The sequence below is a fragment of the Heyndrickxia sp. MSNUG genome (assembly GCF_049532715.1).
GTDB lineage: Bacteria > Bacillota > Bacilli > Bacillales > Cytobacillaceae > Mesobacillus.
Window position 1 is genome coordinate 4,396,134 of the sequence record NZ_CP150978.1, and the last position, 16,770, is coordinate 4,412,903.

At 45.6% G+C, this 16,770-nt stretch carries 6 protein-coding genes and 1 pseudogene; 5 read left to right on the top strand and 2 right to left on the bottom strand.

Translation table 11 applies throughout. The features are described from left to right. Positions 1 to 251 precede the first annotated feature (251 nt). The 4 genes and pseudogenes from AABM38_RS22100 to AABM38_RS22115 all read left to right on the top strand — a co-directional run bounded on the left by AABM38_RS22100 (position 252) and on the right by AABM38_RS22115 (position 7,237). Positions 252 to 3,578, top strand: coding sequence for a GH36-type glycosyl hydrolase domain-containing protein (locus tag AABM38_RS22100; RefSeq protein WP_423408308.1), 3,327 nt, complete (start codon positions 252 to 254; stop codon positions 3,576 to 3,578). A gap of 51 nt (positions 3,579 to 3,629) precedes the next feature. Then, positions 3,630 to 5,240 carry a glycoside hydrolase family 13 protein gene (locus tag AABM38_RS22105; protein ID WP_423408309.1) on the top strand — a complete coding sequence of 537 codons (1,611 nt, stop codon included), beginning with the start codon at positions 3,630 to 3,632 and terminating at the stop codon, positions 5,238 to 5,240. 61 nt (positions 5,241 to 5,301) lie between these two features. Further along, positions 5,302 to 6,266, top strand: a pseudogene (locus AABM38_RS22110) (LacI family DNA-binding transcriptional regulator). Positions 6,267 to 6,484: 218 nt separating this feature from the next. Further along, positions 6,485 to 7,237: an AAA family ATPase gene (locus AABM38_RS22115; protein ID WP_423408310.1), complete on the top strand. Its 753-nt coding sequence runs from the start codon at positions 6,485 to 6,487 to the stop codon at positions 7,235 to 7,237. 72 nt (positions 7,238 to 7,309) lie between these two features. Here the strand turns inward: AABM38_RS22115 and AABM38_RS22120 are convergent, their stop codons facing one another. Both AABM38_RS22120 and AABM38_RS22125 read right to left on the bottom strand, forming a co-directional pair. Then, positions 7,310 to 8,431 carry a plasmid pRiA4b ORF-3 family protein gene (locus AABM38_RS22120; protein ID WP_423408311.1) on the bottom strand — a complete coding sequence of 374 codons (1,122 nt, stop codon included), beginning with the start codon at positions 8,429 to 8,431 and terminating at the stop codon, positions 7,310 to 7,312. A gap of 163 nt (positions 8,432 to 8,594) precedes the next feature. After that, positions 8,595 to 9,254, bottom strand: coding sequence for a hypothetical protein (locus AABM38_RS22125; protein WP_423408312.1), 660 nt, complete (start codon positions 9,252 to 9,254; stop codon positions 8,595 to 8,597). 495 nt (positions 9,255 to 9,749) lie between these two features. Between AABM38_RS22125 and AABM38_RS22130 the strand changes: the two genes are divergently transcribed. After that, a complete protein-coding gene (locus tag AABM38_RS22130) occupies positions 9,750 to 16,583 on the top strand; it encodes a pullulanase (protein WP_423410818.1) in 6,834 nt (2,277 codons plus the stop codon). The last annotated feature ends 187 nt before the right edge of the window (positions 16,584 to 16,770 follow it).

The window sequence follows — 16,770 nt, forward strand, 5'->3', positions numbered from 1 at the left end:
ATCAGTTCGGGGGGACCTTTAATACGAGGTGGGGTTTATTAACCAGTTTGGAAGCACTTTAAAAGCGGTTGATTGGAATAATGCTGGCTGAACACCATTTATTCACGGTTGAACCAACCTTATCACCAGTGGGGATTTTTTATGAGGTTAACCGCAATAAATGACTGAAATCCACTTTATACAGTTCACATTTTATAAAGATAACAATAGATCAGGTAATGACAATCCTAAAAGGAAAGAAGTTGACACCGATGACACAGTCAAAGTTCACCATTCAGGCAAATGACCTAAGCTTTACGTTTTTAAATAGCGGCGATGTGTATGAAATCGCCAACAAATCGACGATGATCAATCAGTGGCTATCGAACGAAATCGACGGCTCTTTAAATAACTTATTTTTACGCATTCATGGGGAAAAAGGAATTCAATTCTATCCCCTGCTTGGTTCGAAATCAGCAAGCACTGTCAGCCACAGTGACAATCAGGTTTTCTGGAAGGGTGAAGCTGCCGGCCTTAAGTATATGGTCACATTCTCACTTACCGAAACCGTTTGGTTCTGGGATGTAGAAGTGGAAGGAAACGGTGCTGAGATCGATGTCATTTACGGGCAGGATATGGGCCTTGCTGACAAAGGCGCTGTCCGCACGAATGAAGCGTATATGTCACAGTACATTGACCACAATGCTTTTAACGACGCGGAAAAAGGCTATGTGGTCTGCTCCCGCCAGAACCAGCCGATGAGCGGCGGGTACTTCCCTTACGTTCAACAGGGTTCGCTGACAAAAGCAACTGGCTTCTCAACTGATGGCTACCAATTCTTCGGCCTTTCTTATAAAGAAACGGACGTCCCTGAGATTCTAGCCAAGCAAACTCTAGCAAATGAAATCTATCAATATGAATTTGCCTATACTGCCCTTCAGTCGGAAAAAGTAACCCTGGATGGCAAAGCACAATTTGTATTCTATGGCATTTTTAAAGAGAATCACCCAACAGCGATTACGGAGCTGGAATTTACTGATGAAGTAGCGGCAGCATGGGAGAAAGTTCAGTCCCTTCAAGCCGATCAAGCTAATGACTTACCGCAACTTCAGCTTTCTGCTAAAATCGGCAAGCCATTAGAAACACTATCGATGACAAAAGAAGAAATTAACGAGCTGTTCCCGAATCGTCACCAGGAAGAGACAGTTGGGGATGCATTGCTGTCATTCTTCACGGAGCAGCATGAGCATGTTGTTTTAAAAGAAAAAGAACTGCTGGTTGAGCGTCCGCACGGCCATATTCTCATGACCGGTGGCAATGTCGATAACATCAAGAACGTTCTGACGACAACTTTATATATGTACGGAATTTTCAACTCGCACATCGTTGTTGGCAACACTTCGTTCAACAAGATGCTGACGAATGCGCGTAATGCGTTGAATGTAATGAAGACTTCCGGACAGAGGATTTATGTTGAAATCGAAGGCAGCTACCATCTGCTAACGATGCCATCGATGTTTGAGATGGGCTTCAATTATGGCCGCTGGTACTACAAAACGAATGATGACCTGATCGTCATCACGACTTACAGTTCTGTAGATTCGCCACAATTGCGACTTGAGGTTCGCTCCGCTAACGGAAAAGCGTACCGCTATCTCGTTACCAACCAGGTATCAATGAACAATAACGAGTACGCGCTGCCTTTCAATATGGAGCAGGACGGAAATGTCCTTACTTTTACCGCGGGTGAAGGAGCGGATAGCTCAAGCGTATTCCCTGACCTAAGCTACTGCATGCAAATCAATGGCAGCGAATTTGAAGTCAAAGATTCAAGCATGTTCGGTGAGAACATCGAAGCAGATACTGCATCGTTAGTGGTTTTAGAACTGAACGTGGCAACACAGTGGAGCATGGCTGTCCAGGGTCTGCTTGATGGAAAAGAAATTCCTTTCGCACATGAAAATGCACAAACCGAAATCGAAAAGTACCGCGAATTTTTCGCATCGACAATGAACGGGTTCAATTTGACGCAAAATGGTGCAACTACTGAAGAGTTAAGCAAGGTTAACGCGCTTGCATGGTGGTATACACACAATATGCTCGTCCACTACTCTGTGCCTCATGGCCTTGAGCAGTACGGCGGCGCTGCCTGGGGAACACGTGATGTGTGCCAGGGTCCGACCGAATATTTCATCGCCACGCAAAAATATGAAAATGTGAAAGACATCATCAAGACGGTCTACTCACATCAGTACTCTGATGACGGTAACTGGCCGCAGTGGTTCATGTTCGACAACTATTACAAGTTCCAGCAGGAAGAAAGCCACGGCGACATCATCGTATGGCCGCTGAAGGTCATCGTTGAGTACCTAAAAGCAACGAATGATTACTCAATTTTAAGCGAAGAGCTTCCTTATACTGAAAAAGGCAGTTTTGAATTTACTGAGGAAAAAGTGAGCCTGCTTGACCACGTGAAAAAGCAGTTGCAATATATCAAGGATCATTTTTTACATGATACGTACTTGTCATCCTACGGCGATGGCGACTGGGATGACACGCTCCAGCCGGCGAACGCGCAGCTTAAGCAGTATATGGCAAGCAGCTGGACGGTTGCGCTGACGTATCAGGTCGTAAGCCACTTCGCATCGCTTTTACAAAAAGAAGATGCTCAGCTTGCTGATGAGCTAAGCACGATGGCAGCAGGAATCAAGGAAGATTTCAATAAATATATGCTTTCTACAGAAACAATCCCTGGATTCGTTTTCATGGAGCAGTCAGACAAACCTGAATTGATGGTTCACCCTACCGATACAAAAACAGGAATCCAGTACCGCCTGCTTCCGATGACGCGCAGTATGATTGGCGAACTGCTGACGCCGGAGCAAGCGGAATCGCACTACGAAATCATTAAAGAGCGCTTGTACCATCCGGACGGCGTGCGTTTGATGGACCGCCCTGCTACTTATGCCGGCGGAGTCAGCACGAACTTCAAACGCGCTGAGCAGGCAGCGAACTTCGGACGTGAAATCGGATTACAGTATGTCCATGCACACATCCGTTTCGTTGAAGCGATGGCCAAGCTAGGTAAAACAGGTGAGGTTTGGAAAGGCCTGCAGACGATTAACCCGATCGGCATCCAGAAGGTCGTTCCAAACGCTGAGCTAAGACAGAGCAATGCGTACTTCAGCAGCTCTGACGGCAAGTTCAACACTCGCTATGAAGCAGCGGAGAACTTTGAGAAGCTGCGTGATGGTTCCGCACCTGTAAAAGGCGGCTGGCGCATTTACTCAAGCGGACCTGGAATCTATATGAATCAGCTGATTTCTAACGCCTTGGGCATCCGCCGAGATGGACAGGACCTCGTGATCGACCCTGTTCTTCCTGAGGAAAAAGACGGTCTGGAGTTCCAGTTTGATATTGATGGCAAACAAGTTACCTTCGTTTACCGTTTTAACAGTGAAAGCGGCGTGAAGATTAACGGTAAAGAGGCTAAAGCAGACAAGATTTCCAACCGTTATCGTGAAGGCGGCTACCGCATTAGCGCCGACGAGCTTGAGATGCTCACTGCTGAGAACAATACAATCGAAATTTATTTGTAAAATTGAGCGGCCTATTCGGCCGCTTCCTTTTTAAGAATTGGGGGTAGAAAAATGGACAGCAAATGGTGGCATAAAAGTGTGGTTTACCAGGTGTATCCTCGCAGCTTCCAGGATTCGAACGGCGATGGAATTGGCGATTTGAAAGGGATCATTTCGAAGCTTGATTATATTCAGGAGCTTGGCGCGGACATAATCTGGCTTTGCCCGGTCTATGCGTCGCCGAATGATGATAATGGCTATGACATCAGCAATTATTATCAGATTCATCCGGAGTTCGGGACGATGGAAGACATGGACCAGCTCATTTCAGAGGCGTTAAAACGCGGGATTGGAATCATGATGGATATCGTCGCGAATCATACTTCCGATGAGCATCCGTGGTTCATTGAGTCCAGGAGCAGCAAGGAAAACCCTTATCGTGATTATTATATTTGGCGCGATTCGGCAGATGGTGGGCCGCCGAGTGACCTGAAGTCTATTTTCAGCGGCAGCGCCTGGCAATTTGACGAAACGACTGAGCAATATTACTTACATATGTTCAGTAAAAAACAGCCTGACCTGAATTGGCATAACCCCTCCGTTCGCGAGGCAATGTACGATGTGATGCGCTTCTGGATTAAAAAAGGGATTAAAGGCTTCCGTTTTGACGTCATCGATTTGATTGCAAAGGAACTCGAGCAAGGAATCATCGACAACGGTCCCCTTCTGCATACGTATCTAAAGGAAATGCATCGTGAAGTCCTTGATGGTGCGGACATTGTTACGGTTGGCGAAACCGGTGGAGCTGATCTGGAAAAAGCGATTCTTTTCACAAGCCCTGAACGAAAAGAACTCGACATGGTGTTCTCATTCGAGCACATTGCTTTAGATGAACAAAAAGGCAAGCAGAAGTGGGATTTAAAGCAGCTGGAACTGTCCGATTTAAAAAGAGTGCTGTCAAACTGGCAAACAGGACTTGCCGGCAAAGGCTGGAATAGCTTATTCTGGAGCAACCATGACCAGCCGCGAATCGTTTCGCGCTGGGGAAATGACCAGGAATTCCGTTACGAAAGCGCGACAATGCTCGCTTCCCTTCTACACTTGATGCGCGGTACGCCGTACATTTACCAGGGGGAAGAAATTGGGATGACGAATGTGCAGTTTGCTGAATTGGACTTCTATCGCGATATCGAAACCATCAATATGTACAATGAGCGTTCAGAGCAAGGCTTTGCCCATGAAGACATCATAGAATCGATTTATGTAAAAGGCCGTGATAACGCGAGGACGCCGATGCAGTGGATTGCGGAATCTAACGCCGGTTTTACAGCTGGTGAGCCCTGGATTGAAGTTAATCCGAATTACTCAGCGATTAATGTTGAGCATGATAAAAATAGTGACAAGTCCATCTTTCAATTTTACAAGAAGCTGATTGAGCTGCGTAAAGCAAATGACCTGATTGTGTATGGCGATTACAAGCTTCTGGACAGTGAGCCGGAGATTTTTGCTTACGCACGAACCTATGAAAATGAAGAATGGCGTGTTATCTGCAATTTTACCGACAGAGAGGTTGAAAGTGAGCTGGTATGTGACGGAGAAATCGTCATCCATAACTATGACACCCCTGGTAAAAAATTGCGGCCATACGAGGGGATCGTCTATAAACTAAAAAATTCACTATAGATGGAAACGCTCACAAGGTATAATAGCAGTAGAGTTTACTGAAGAGACGGGAGAGAGAATCGTGGCAGGAATTAAAGATATTGCAAAGCGGGCAGGTGTCTCGATATCCACTGTTTCCTATGCATTGAACGGCAGCCCGAAGGTGACAGAAGAGACGGCAGCGAAAATCCTCGCGATTGCCAAGGAACTGAACTATGTTCCGAACGCGGCAGCCCGTTCTTTGAAAAAAGGGAAACAAAGATCATTGGTGTCTTCCTGACCAATTACGGCGGTGCCTTTTACGGGCAGCTCCTCCAGGGCATCCAGGACGCCCTCAGCAGCAAGGGATACGAGATGATTGTCTGCGGCGGGAAGGAATCGCACCGCTTTATTCCAGAACGGATGATTGACGGGGCCATCGTCCTCGACTTCTATTTTTCAAGCGAAGAGCTGCTAAAGCATGCGGAGGCCGGACATAAAATTGTCGTCATGGACCGGGAACTTGATCACCCTAATATCAATCAAGTGTTATTGCACAATACATCAGGCGCCACACTGGCGATCGACCACCTGATTGAAAAGGGCCACCGGAAAATCTACGCGGTAACGGGACCTGAGAGCTCATATGATGCGACGCAGCGGATCAGTGCAGCACGCCAGGCAGTTAATCGCTATACAGATATTGATTATCGTGAAATCCCAGGTGATTTTAACAAGCCTTCCGGCGAAAAAGCCGCCGAGCAAATCGTCAGCGAATACACCGAGCCAGTGGCCGTCTTCTGCCTGAACGACGAAATGGCCATCGGCATGTACAATTACATCGCAAAAACAAAATACGAGATCGGCAATCACATCCACATCATCGGATTCGACAACATCGAGCTCTCACAATACACAAACCCAAGACTCGCAACCATCGACTACTCCGAACAAAAATGGGGCGCTGTATCAGCAGAACACCTATTAAAACTGCTAGCCAACGAACCAGTCGAACACGAACGGATTTATGTTACCCTGATCCCTGGGGATTCCGTAGGAGAAGCATAGGGACGTTTCTTCTGCTTCATGATGGAGCAAGGGGACGTTTCTTCCGCTTCATGATGGAGCATGGGGACGGTTCTCCTGCTTCCTTCAGTCACCCATGCTAACCTTCCGTTCGGGGACTTAAGATAAGGTAAAGCAACAGACAGGCAACTTCCAAAAATCTGGATGACGCCTGTCTTTTTTATGTTATGATATTAAAAAACTTATCCGAGGTCATGACCATGAGCTACCTGAGCTGGCAGTATGTTAGACGTGTGAATTTAAAGCGTGAGGAAATCTCCTCTTTCAGGCACTACCCTTTCAATCTTCCTGCTCTAAAGACGTTTGAGGAGCTTGAATTGCATCCGAAGGTCACGTTTTTCATCGGGGAAAACGGGATGGGGAAATCGACATTGCTGGAGGCGATTGCGGTTGCACTGGGATTCAATCCTGAAGGCGGGTCGCTGAACTTTAATTTCTCGACCTTCAATTCGCATTCGGAATTGGCAGACTATCTTAAAGTCATTAAAGGGATTGAAAAACCGCGTGATGGATTTTTCCTGCGGGCGGAGAGTTTTTACAATGTGGCATCGAATATTGAGGAAATGGATCGAGAACCAGGGGGACCAAAGATCATCAACTCATTTGGCGGTAAGTCACTGCATGAGCAATCGCACGGAGAGTCCTTTTTTGCCACATTTATCCACCGGTTCCGCGGAAATGGCATCTACCTCCTCGACGAACCGGAAGCTGCCCTCTCGCCTTTGCGCCAGATGTCGATGCTCACAAGGATTCACGATCTGGTCAGCGAAAACTCCCAGCTCATCATCGCCACCCACTCGCCGATCATCATGGCCTATCCCGACGCAAAAATCTACGAGTTCAGCGTGGATGGCATTCATGAACGAAAGCTGGAGGAAACGAATCATTATATGATCATGAAGCAGTTTTTTGACGACCGGAAGCGGATGATTCATCGGCTTCTGGAGGAGTAATTGGAGCCAAGTAGCGGCTCCTTTTTTTCACAATAACTCCATGTAAAAAAGCCTACGTAATTAGCAGGCTTTTTACTTCAACAATCGATTAACCATCTCAATATCAAATTTCCGACGGCCCTGCATTTGTGCCCAACGACTTATTTCCCGATGCTCCGGATGCCCCGGGTCATTGATCACCTTAAGATACTCCGAGTAACCAGGTCTTCCCCCAACATCCTCGGGAGGAGTGTCCCCTTCGCCTTCAAGGCAAACGGGATGATAGGTATCATAATCACGGATGGCCTTCTCAACCTCGATGTAATGCTCCCAATTGTCTCCGAAATCGTAGACATATTTAAGATGCGTGACTCCCGGGATATACTCTGATAGTTTTACATGATGTTCAAGACGCCTCTCCATATCGACCGGGACGAGCAACGCTTCAGGACTGCCCACGATATTCAATATTGGCTCATAGCCTGCTTCGTGATAAGCAGGGTGATTAGGAGAAAGCTTCTTTTTGGTTTTTGGATTATATAAGTAAAAAGAATGCAAATGCTGATAACCCCAGCCGAATGAATGTTTAATCACCCCATGAAGCTCTTCGAACGTATTATTAAGCGGCACGATCACTCTGCGCCAACAAGGATGGTCATCCAGCTTTAATGAAATTTTCAGCTGAACAGCCTCTGTACCAAAAATCCTTCCATCTGTTAGGTTTTCAAGCTCTTTGAACATCTCTCTATAAGGATAGATATACTTATTCTTCCCTGCTCCAACAAGATCGCGGCTGACTTTCAAGCTAAGCTCCGTGTTTATGAGTGTAGTTGGATCAATATATTCTTCCAAAAAATAAACAAAATCACATGCTCTATTTAACCTTGAAACAGAAGAGCGGTCCTTCGATTTTGTAAAATTTACTTCTCCAGCAGCAGAAAGATATCTCTCTATCACATCTTCCTTTATCCCTTCAGCCAGCCAGATTTCACGAAGCCCATCCTTAATGAGCTCACCCAATCGCTTAAAATCTTTCGCCTTAAGCCCATACAAAATCACGGCATACCGATTTAAATTGTTTACGGCCACCACCATTTTTTTACGCTGAATCGTAAGCACATGCGCACTCCAGGAGAAAAGCGGCTCTTCTGCCAGCTCAGGGTCCGGTTTGATTTTCAGTTCATCTAAAAGCTTTTTTGAGCAGTGGATTAGCATGTTACTAAACTCCTAACAAGAACATAGGGACGGTTCTCATGTTCCACTTTTTTGAGACGAGAGAACCTTCCCCATGATACTTTTTGATTTAATAATAGTATTAAAACCAAGAATTTTCTAAATTAATAATGAGGTGCAGCAAACACCTCTTTTCCATTGCCCATTACCAGGACAACACAATCCACCCATTCTCTTTTTTGCTAATAGAATAAGCCTCATAACGATCAAATTCGACCATGACCTTAGCTCCGTTCTTATTTACAAAGTCGATATTCTCTATAACTCCCTCATATAAAAAGCCCTCACCGGAGTACAACTCTTTTAGCATCTCAACGTATTGCGGGTTGGCTGATACCACACCGGTACTCTTGCTGATGACCATTTCTTTTCCTTTAAAATAAGCAAATAAATCCGTACGCGGGACTGCATATAGCTCCGTTCCATACTTTTTGGCGATTTTAGCCTGACGCTGATATTTTGGTTCATCCATAATGTTGACATACAGCGAGTCTCCGTATTGAATGGTATTTTTTGATTTGGCAATTTCCTTTTTGGTTTTAACCTCTTCTTTTGGCTCAGTCACTTGATTCTTTGATTCAGTGGCTTCTTTTCCCGATACAACAGCGGCCTTATCTTCCGATTCAACACTTTCATTCATTAACTCTTCTTCACTATTAACCTCTTTAAGCGATTCAGCCTCTTTCTCAGCTATGTACGTTTTCCCAGAAGCCCCAGCTTCCTCAGGAGCTCCTTCATAGTAAAATGCACCGGCCGTGGACAAAAACAGGGCACCGAAGATTACATAAGCAAGTTTCGTTTTCATTTTGTGTGACTCTCCCCTACTTTTTACTATTTAGACGAAACTATGTTGGGAGAAGTTTATTTTTCATGAAAATTCGTTCCGGAAATATAACAGGAGTTTGTCACCTTTTAATTTAAATCAATAATCTGCTAATCCGCTATAGGCACCTTCCAATTCCACCAGGAGGCAACTATAACTATTTCAACATTTCGACACACAGAATGCATTGCCGTATTTCTCAAAATATTGTAAAATTGAAAAGTAACACTATTGCAACCGCTTGCACTTTTGAGTGAATATTTTTTTACCAATTTGTGCAAACGATTTCATTAATAGAATCACAGAAGAAACCTGCACCACATTAAAGCTTCACTGCACTGGGGGTCAGACCCCCGGCGCACTGATGCGTTAAAGCTTTAACTTGGCGGGGGTCTGACCCCCATCGCTTTGCAGTGATAAAGCAGAAACTCCTTCTGTGGTTCTATTGAACTAATAAATAAGGGGGAAAGTATGTCTATGAGTAGGAAGTCTAAGCGTAGTTTTTCTATTTTCATGACGGCGTTGATGCTTTTGAGTTTGTGGCTGCCTTTTGTGCCGGCTCAAGAAGCATCGGCTGAGGGTTCTTCGACTGGAGAATCGACTGCAGCTTCGTCTGATCGCAAGTTACGTTTTACCTACATTCGTGAAGACCAGAACTTTGGCGAATGGAATATCTGGACGTGGAATACTGGCGTGGCTGATGGCCAGGTTGATTTCACAACCAAGGAAGGCACTAAGGCAGTAGTTGACATCCCGGTTAGTGCCGCAACGACCCAAATGGGCTTCGTTCTTCGCAGTACTTATGACTGGAATACTGCACAGAAGGAATTCGGAGATCGTTTTATTCCGATTAATAAAAACGACACCCTCACCAAGGCTTACATAACAAGCGGTGTCGAGCAAATCCGCGTCGTTCCGGACGGATCTGCACCCGTAATCGATAATGGAAATGCAACTTTCTACTATCGTGATAAAGCTCTTTTCGCAAACGACCAAATGGACACAATCCAGAAGGTAGATTTGAAGTTTAACAATGAAATAACATCAATGACGTATGAGCCAGAGAATGAGAGATTCGTAGCGACTTACGAGAACATTCCTAATGGCAAGACGCCATATACGTATGTTGTAACCATGAAAGACGGCACGACTTCTGAAGTGAATGACCCTTACAACCCAGCTTCAGAAATCGACTTCCAAAAAGCAGAACTGACTGTTTCAGGAACCGTTACACCAGCAGCGATTGACTATAATGAAAACGCTGTCTTAAAGGTTGATATCCAAGGCTTGACTGAAAACGTGAAAGTCAGCAAAATCACTGCAGACATTTCTGGGCTTGGCGGATCTGACAAGCTTGAAGTCGATCCTTCTTTAAAAGCAATCACAATTGCAGTGGATTACAATGTTACAGCTGGAACGAAAGAAATCCCTGTGACTGTAGTAGATTCATATGGAAATTACTACAACGGAAAAGCATCAGTAGAGGTAAAAACTCGCCAGGCTGTCGGTGAAAATGATTTCGACTGGGATGAGTCGATCATCTATTTCATGCTGACAGACCGTTTCTTTGATGGCGATTCATCAAACAACGACCCTTACAACCAGAACTACGACGCTAAAAACGACCGCGGCACGTACCAGGGCGGCGATTTTAAAGGTATCACGCAAAAATTGGATTATCTGGACAAGCTAGGCGTGAACACAATCTGGATCTCTCCAATCGTAGAAAACATCAAGTATGATGTACGCCACGACAACCCAGAAGGACATTCATACTACGCTTACCACGGCTACTGGGCGAGCAACTTTGGTGCGCTGAACCCACACTTCGGGACAATGGAAGATTTCCATACACTGATTGACGCTGCCCATGAAAAAGGTATCAAAATCATGGTTGACGTGGTATTGAACCACACAGGATATGGCCTGAAGGATATCGATGGAGAAGCAACAAACCCTCCAGCCGGTTACCCAACTGACGCTGAACGCAGCACTTTCAGCAGCCTGCTTCGCCAGGGTTCAAATGTCGGCTCTGATGAGGTTGTTGGTGAATTAGCTAACCTTCCTGACTTAAAAACGGAAGATCCAGCAGTCCGCGAAACAATCATCAACTGGCAAACAGACTGGATTGACAAAGCCAAAACAGCTAAAGGAAACACGATTGACTACTTCCGTGTCGACACTGTGAAGCACGTTGAAGATGCAACATGGATGGCATTCAAAAATGTCCTCACTGAAAAAATGCCGACACACAAAATGATCGGTGAAGCATGGGGAGCAAGTGCCAATAACCAACTTGGATACCTGGAGACGGGTATGATGGACTCCCTGCTTGACTTCGACTTCAAAGGCATTGCGCACGATTTCGTGAACGGCCAGCTGAAGGCAGCAAACGATGCCCTGACTGCCCGCAACGGTAAAATTGACAACACTGCTACTTTAGGTTCGTTCTTGGGCAGCCATGACGAAGATGGTTTCCTATTTAAAGAAGGAAATGACAAAGGCAAGCTTAAGGTCGCTGCTTCCCTGCAAGCAACATCAAAAGGCCAGCCAGTCATCTATTATGGTGAAGAGCTTGGCCAAAGCGGAGCAAACAACTATCCGCAATATGATAACCGTTATGACCTTGCATGGGACAAAGTTGAAAACAACGACGTCCTTGAGCACTATACAAAGGTTCTGAACTTCAGAAGTGCTCATTCAGACGTGTTCGCGAAAGGTGAACGCGCAACGATTGGCGGTTCTGACGCTGATAAGTTCCTTCTTTTTGCTCGTAAAAATGGAAACGAATCAGCTTACGTCGGCTTGAATGTTGCTGACAAAGCAAAAGACGTCACGCTGACAGTTCCTGCAGGTGCGATTGTAACTGACCACTATGCAGATAAAACTTATACTGCATCAGAAGCTGGCGAAATCACATTAACAATTCCAGCAAAAGCTGATGGCGGTACTGTTTTACTAACGGTTGAAGGCGGAGAAATCACAGCTGCTGCAGCTGCTGGCTCTGGCGACGGAGATGGAACGGTAGAACCAATCCCTGCCAACCACATCCGCATCCACTACAAACGCGATGACAACAATTACAATAACTACGGTGCATGGCTCTGGAACGACGTAGCTTCCCCTTCTGCCAACTGGCCGACTGGCGCTACAATGTTCGAAAAAACAGACAGCTATGGTGCTTACATCGACGTAGAACTTAAAGAAGGCGCAAAGAATATCGGCTTCCTCGTGATGGATATTACAAAAGGTGATGGTGGTAAAGACGGCGGCGATAAAGGCTTTGCGATTTCCACACCTGAAATGAATGAAATTTTTATCAAACAAGGTTCTGACAAGGTTTACACTTACGAACCAGTCGACCTTCCAGCGAATACTGTCCGCGTCCATTACGTACGTGACAACGCTGATTACGACAACTTCGGTATTTGGAACTGGGGCGACGTAGTTGCGCCTTCTGACGGCTGGCCTGCAGGTGCAGCATCATTAACAGGTACGGACCGATACGGTGCTTATGCTGATATCCAGCTAAAAGAAAATGCCAAAACAATCGGCATGATTACCTTGAACAAGACAAATGGAGAAAAAGACGGCGGCGACAAATCCTTCAACCTGCTGGACAAATACAATCACCTTTGGGTAAGACAAGGCGATGACAATGTATACGTTTCTCCATACTGGGAGCAGGCAACAGGAATCACCAACGCAGAGGTTATCTCTGAAGATACAATTCTACTAGGTTTCACGATGACAGATGGCTTAACGCCTGACTCATTAAAAGACGCTCTTGAAATCAAAGACGCAACAGGTGCAGCAGTTGCCATCGAAAGCGTTGAAATCACAAGCGCAACGGCTGCAAAAGTAAAAGCAACATTGGATTTAGAAAAGCTTCCATTATCTGTAACATACTCAGGCAGAACGGTTTCAGCTTCTACTGGCTGGAGAATGCTTGATGAAATGTACGCTTATGATGGAAACGACCTTGGTGCGACTTACAAGGATGGAGCAGCAACACTTAAATTATGGGCTCCTAAGGCTAGCAAGGTTGTCGCTAATTTCTTTGATAAAAATAATGCCGCAACACAAATCGGCAGCATCGAGTTAACGAAGGGTGAAAAAGGTGTCTGGTCTGCAGACGTCAAACCTGGCGACCTAGAAAACGTAACCGATCTTGAAGGTTATTTTTACCAATATGATGTAACAAATGACGGCGTAACTCGCCAAGTGTTAGATCCTTATGCAAAATCAATGGCAGCCTTCACTGTAAATACAGAAGGCAATGCTGGTCCTGACGGAGACACTGTTGGTAAGGCGGCAATTGTTGACCTTAGCGGTACAAACCCTGAAGGCTTTAGCCACGCTAAAATCGATGGCTATAAAAAGCGTGAAGACGCAGTGATTTACGAAGCACACATCCGTGACTTCACGGCCGACCCTTCAATCGAAGGCGATCTGAACGCAAGATGGGGTTCTTATAAAGCGTTCATCGACAAGCTGGATTACTTAAAATCTCTTGGCGTCACACATGTTCAATTGCTTCCTGTAATGGCTTGGTATTATGGCGATGAAACGAAGATGGGTCAAAGAGAGCTTGAATATTCAGCTGGCGGAAATGAATACAACTGGGGCTATGACCCGCACAGCTACTTCTCTCCAGATGGCGCATATTCAGAGGATGCAACTAACCCTGAACAGCGCGTAAAAGAGCTGAAACAGCTAGTTGACGCAATCCACGATGCTGGAATGGGTGTCGTCCTTGACGTTGTTTACACTCATATGGCAAAAGCAAGCCAGTTGAATGACATTGTTCCAAACTACTACGCGTTCCAGGACGACAAAGGAAACTTCCTTGGCGGCTTCGGAAACAACCTGGCAACAAGTCACACAATGGCAGAAAAATTAATGGTCGATTCAGTGAAATACTGGTTTGACGAATACAAGATTGATGGTATGCGCTTTGACATGATGGGTGACGCAACCTACCCTTCTATCCAACATGCATATGACGCAGCAGCTTCCGTAAATCCTGATGCAATCTTCATCGGTGAAGGTTGGAGAACATTTGCAGGCCACCTTTCCGACCCAGCACTTAAAGGCATGGGCGCAGACCAGGATTGGATGGATAAAACAGACAACGTGGGCGTGTTCTCTGATGAGATCCGCAACGAGTTAAAATCAGGCTTCGGTTCTGAAGGTGAGCCTCGCTTCATTACTGGCGGAGCACGCGATATCAACACCATTTTTAACAACATTAAAGCACAGCCAGGAAACACGGCTGACGACGACCCAGGCGATATGGTTCAATACATCGCAGCGCACGATAACTTGCCGCTTCACGATGTTATTGCACAATCAATCAAAAAGGACCCATCAGTTCCTGAAAATGAGTTAGAAATTCACAAGCGCATCCGCCTTGGAAACTCGATTATTTTAACATCCCAGGGAACTGCTTTCCTTCACTCTGGCCAGGAATACGGCAGAACGAAGCAATGGTTAGGTGAAGGCGTACCAGAGCAAAAATACACTGAGTTTAAAGACGAGGACGGAAATCGATTTGGATATTTCATACACGACTCTTATGACTCATCTGATGCCATCAATAAATTCGATTGGCAGAAGGCAACAAACAAACAGTTAAATCCTGTTAACACAACAACTCAAGCCTATACAAAAGGTTTGATTGAGTTAAGAAAATCAACGAATGCTTTCCGCTTAGGCGAAAAAGACTTGGTTGACTCGAATGTCACACTGCTTAACATCCCTGAAATCAAGTCTACTGACTTAATGATCGCATACGAAAACGTATCAACAGACAACACTGGCAATTACTATGTGTTTGTGAATGCTGATAACAAAACTCGTACATTGACTCTAGGAGACTATAACTTCTCTGGCGGCAAGGTGCTTGTCGACAATGATGAAGCTGGGGTAAAACCGGTAGCTGAAAGATCTGGCTTCCAGTTAACAAGAGACATATTGACAATTGACCCACTAACTACTGTGGTCATTAAGCTCGACAGAAAAGCAACAGACGCACCAGGTAACGGTGAATCTAACCCAAACCCTCCTGCCCCGCCAGCTGGTGAGAAGCCTCACACAATTGAGCTTCCAGCATGGGCTGCAGAGGTGGTAAAAGAAAAGAATCCTTCTGGCATGGTTGAAGTCGTAACAAAGGTTGCTGCTGACAAAGTAGCAGAGATCGTAAAAGCCATCACAGCTGACAAGCACAACCTGGCAGTCAAGCTAGAAAAGCCAGCTGCTGGCGAGAAGGCAAAAGCACAGCTGCCTGCAAACTTATTTACGGAAGCATTCGCTAAAAATAAGCAAGCAACAGTTGAAGTGGTAACAGAAAACGCAAGCTACACGCTTCCTGTATCAGAAGTGAATTTGGCAGAACTTGCGAAGAAGCTTGGCGTATCACCAAGCGATGTTCAGATCACGGTTTCTGTGAACGTGGTAAAACCAGATACAAAGCTGAAACTGAAATCAGCAGTGGTTGATTTTACAGTTGAAGCAGTAGCCGGAGGCAAGAAGGCAGAAATCAAGGAATTCAACACATACGTTGAACGCGAAATCCTTGGCGGCGCTAACTTCAACGCTTCTAGAGCAGTAGCTGTAAAACTAAATGCAGATGGTTCATTCAGTGCAGTACCAACATTGTTCGACGGCAAGACAGCTACGATCAAGTCATTGACGAACTCAACGTACGCAATCGTTGAGAACGATGTAACCTTCTCTGACGTCAACAACGGCAAAGACTGGGCTGAAAAGTATATCGAAACATTGGCATCCAAGTACATCATCAAAGGTAAAGGCAACGGCACATTCGGCAGCGCAAGCCAACTGACTCGTGCTGAATTCACAGCATTGCTCGTTCGCGCACTTGGACTTCCAGGCGCGAAATACGACGGACGCTTCAAGGACGTCAAAGGCAATGAGTGGTTCAATGACAACAACGCCCTAATGGCAGCCATCGAATACGGAATCATCCAGGGCAAAGGCAACAGCACATTCGCACCTGGCGAAAAGATCACACGTACCGAAGCAGCAGCCATGATCGGCCGCGCGATGAAACTAGACTTCATTAACTACGATTTATCTGGACTGGATAAATCCAAGAAATTAGCCGACTTCAAAGACGCAGGATCCATCGGCAAATGGGCCAAATCAGACGTAGAAACAGTGTACCAGGCAGGCATCATCAGCGGAAAAGCAAAAGACAAATTCGCACCAGCCGGCAACACACAACGCAACGAAATGGCCAAAATATTAGCCAACTTCCTAGTCAAAGCAAAGCTAATGAACTACTAAGTGGAACATGGGGACGGTTCTCGTGTTCCAAAATGGAACATAGGGACGGTTCTCACGTCTCACCATCAAACTCAACAGGCACCTCCTTTTTCAACCGGGAGGTGCCTGTTTTTTTGAAACATAGGGACGGTTCTCGCGTTTCAAAATTACCACCCCACTGGCAGCACCCTCTTCTCTAAATGTTTTT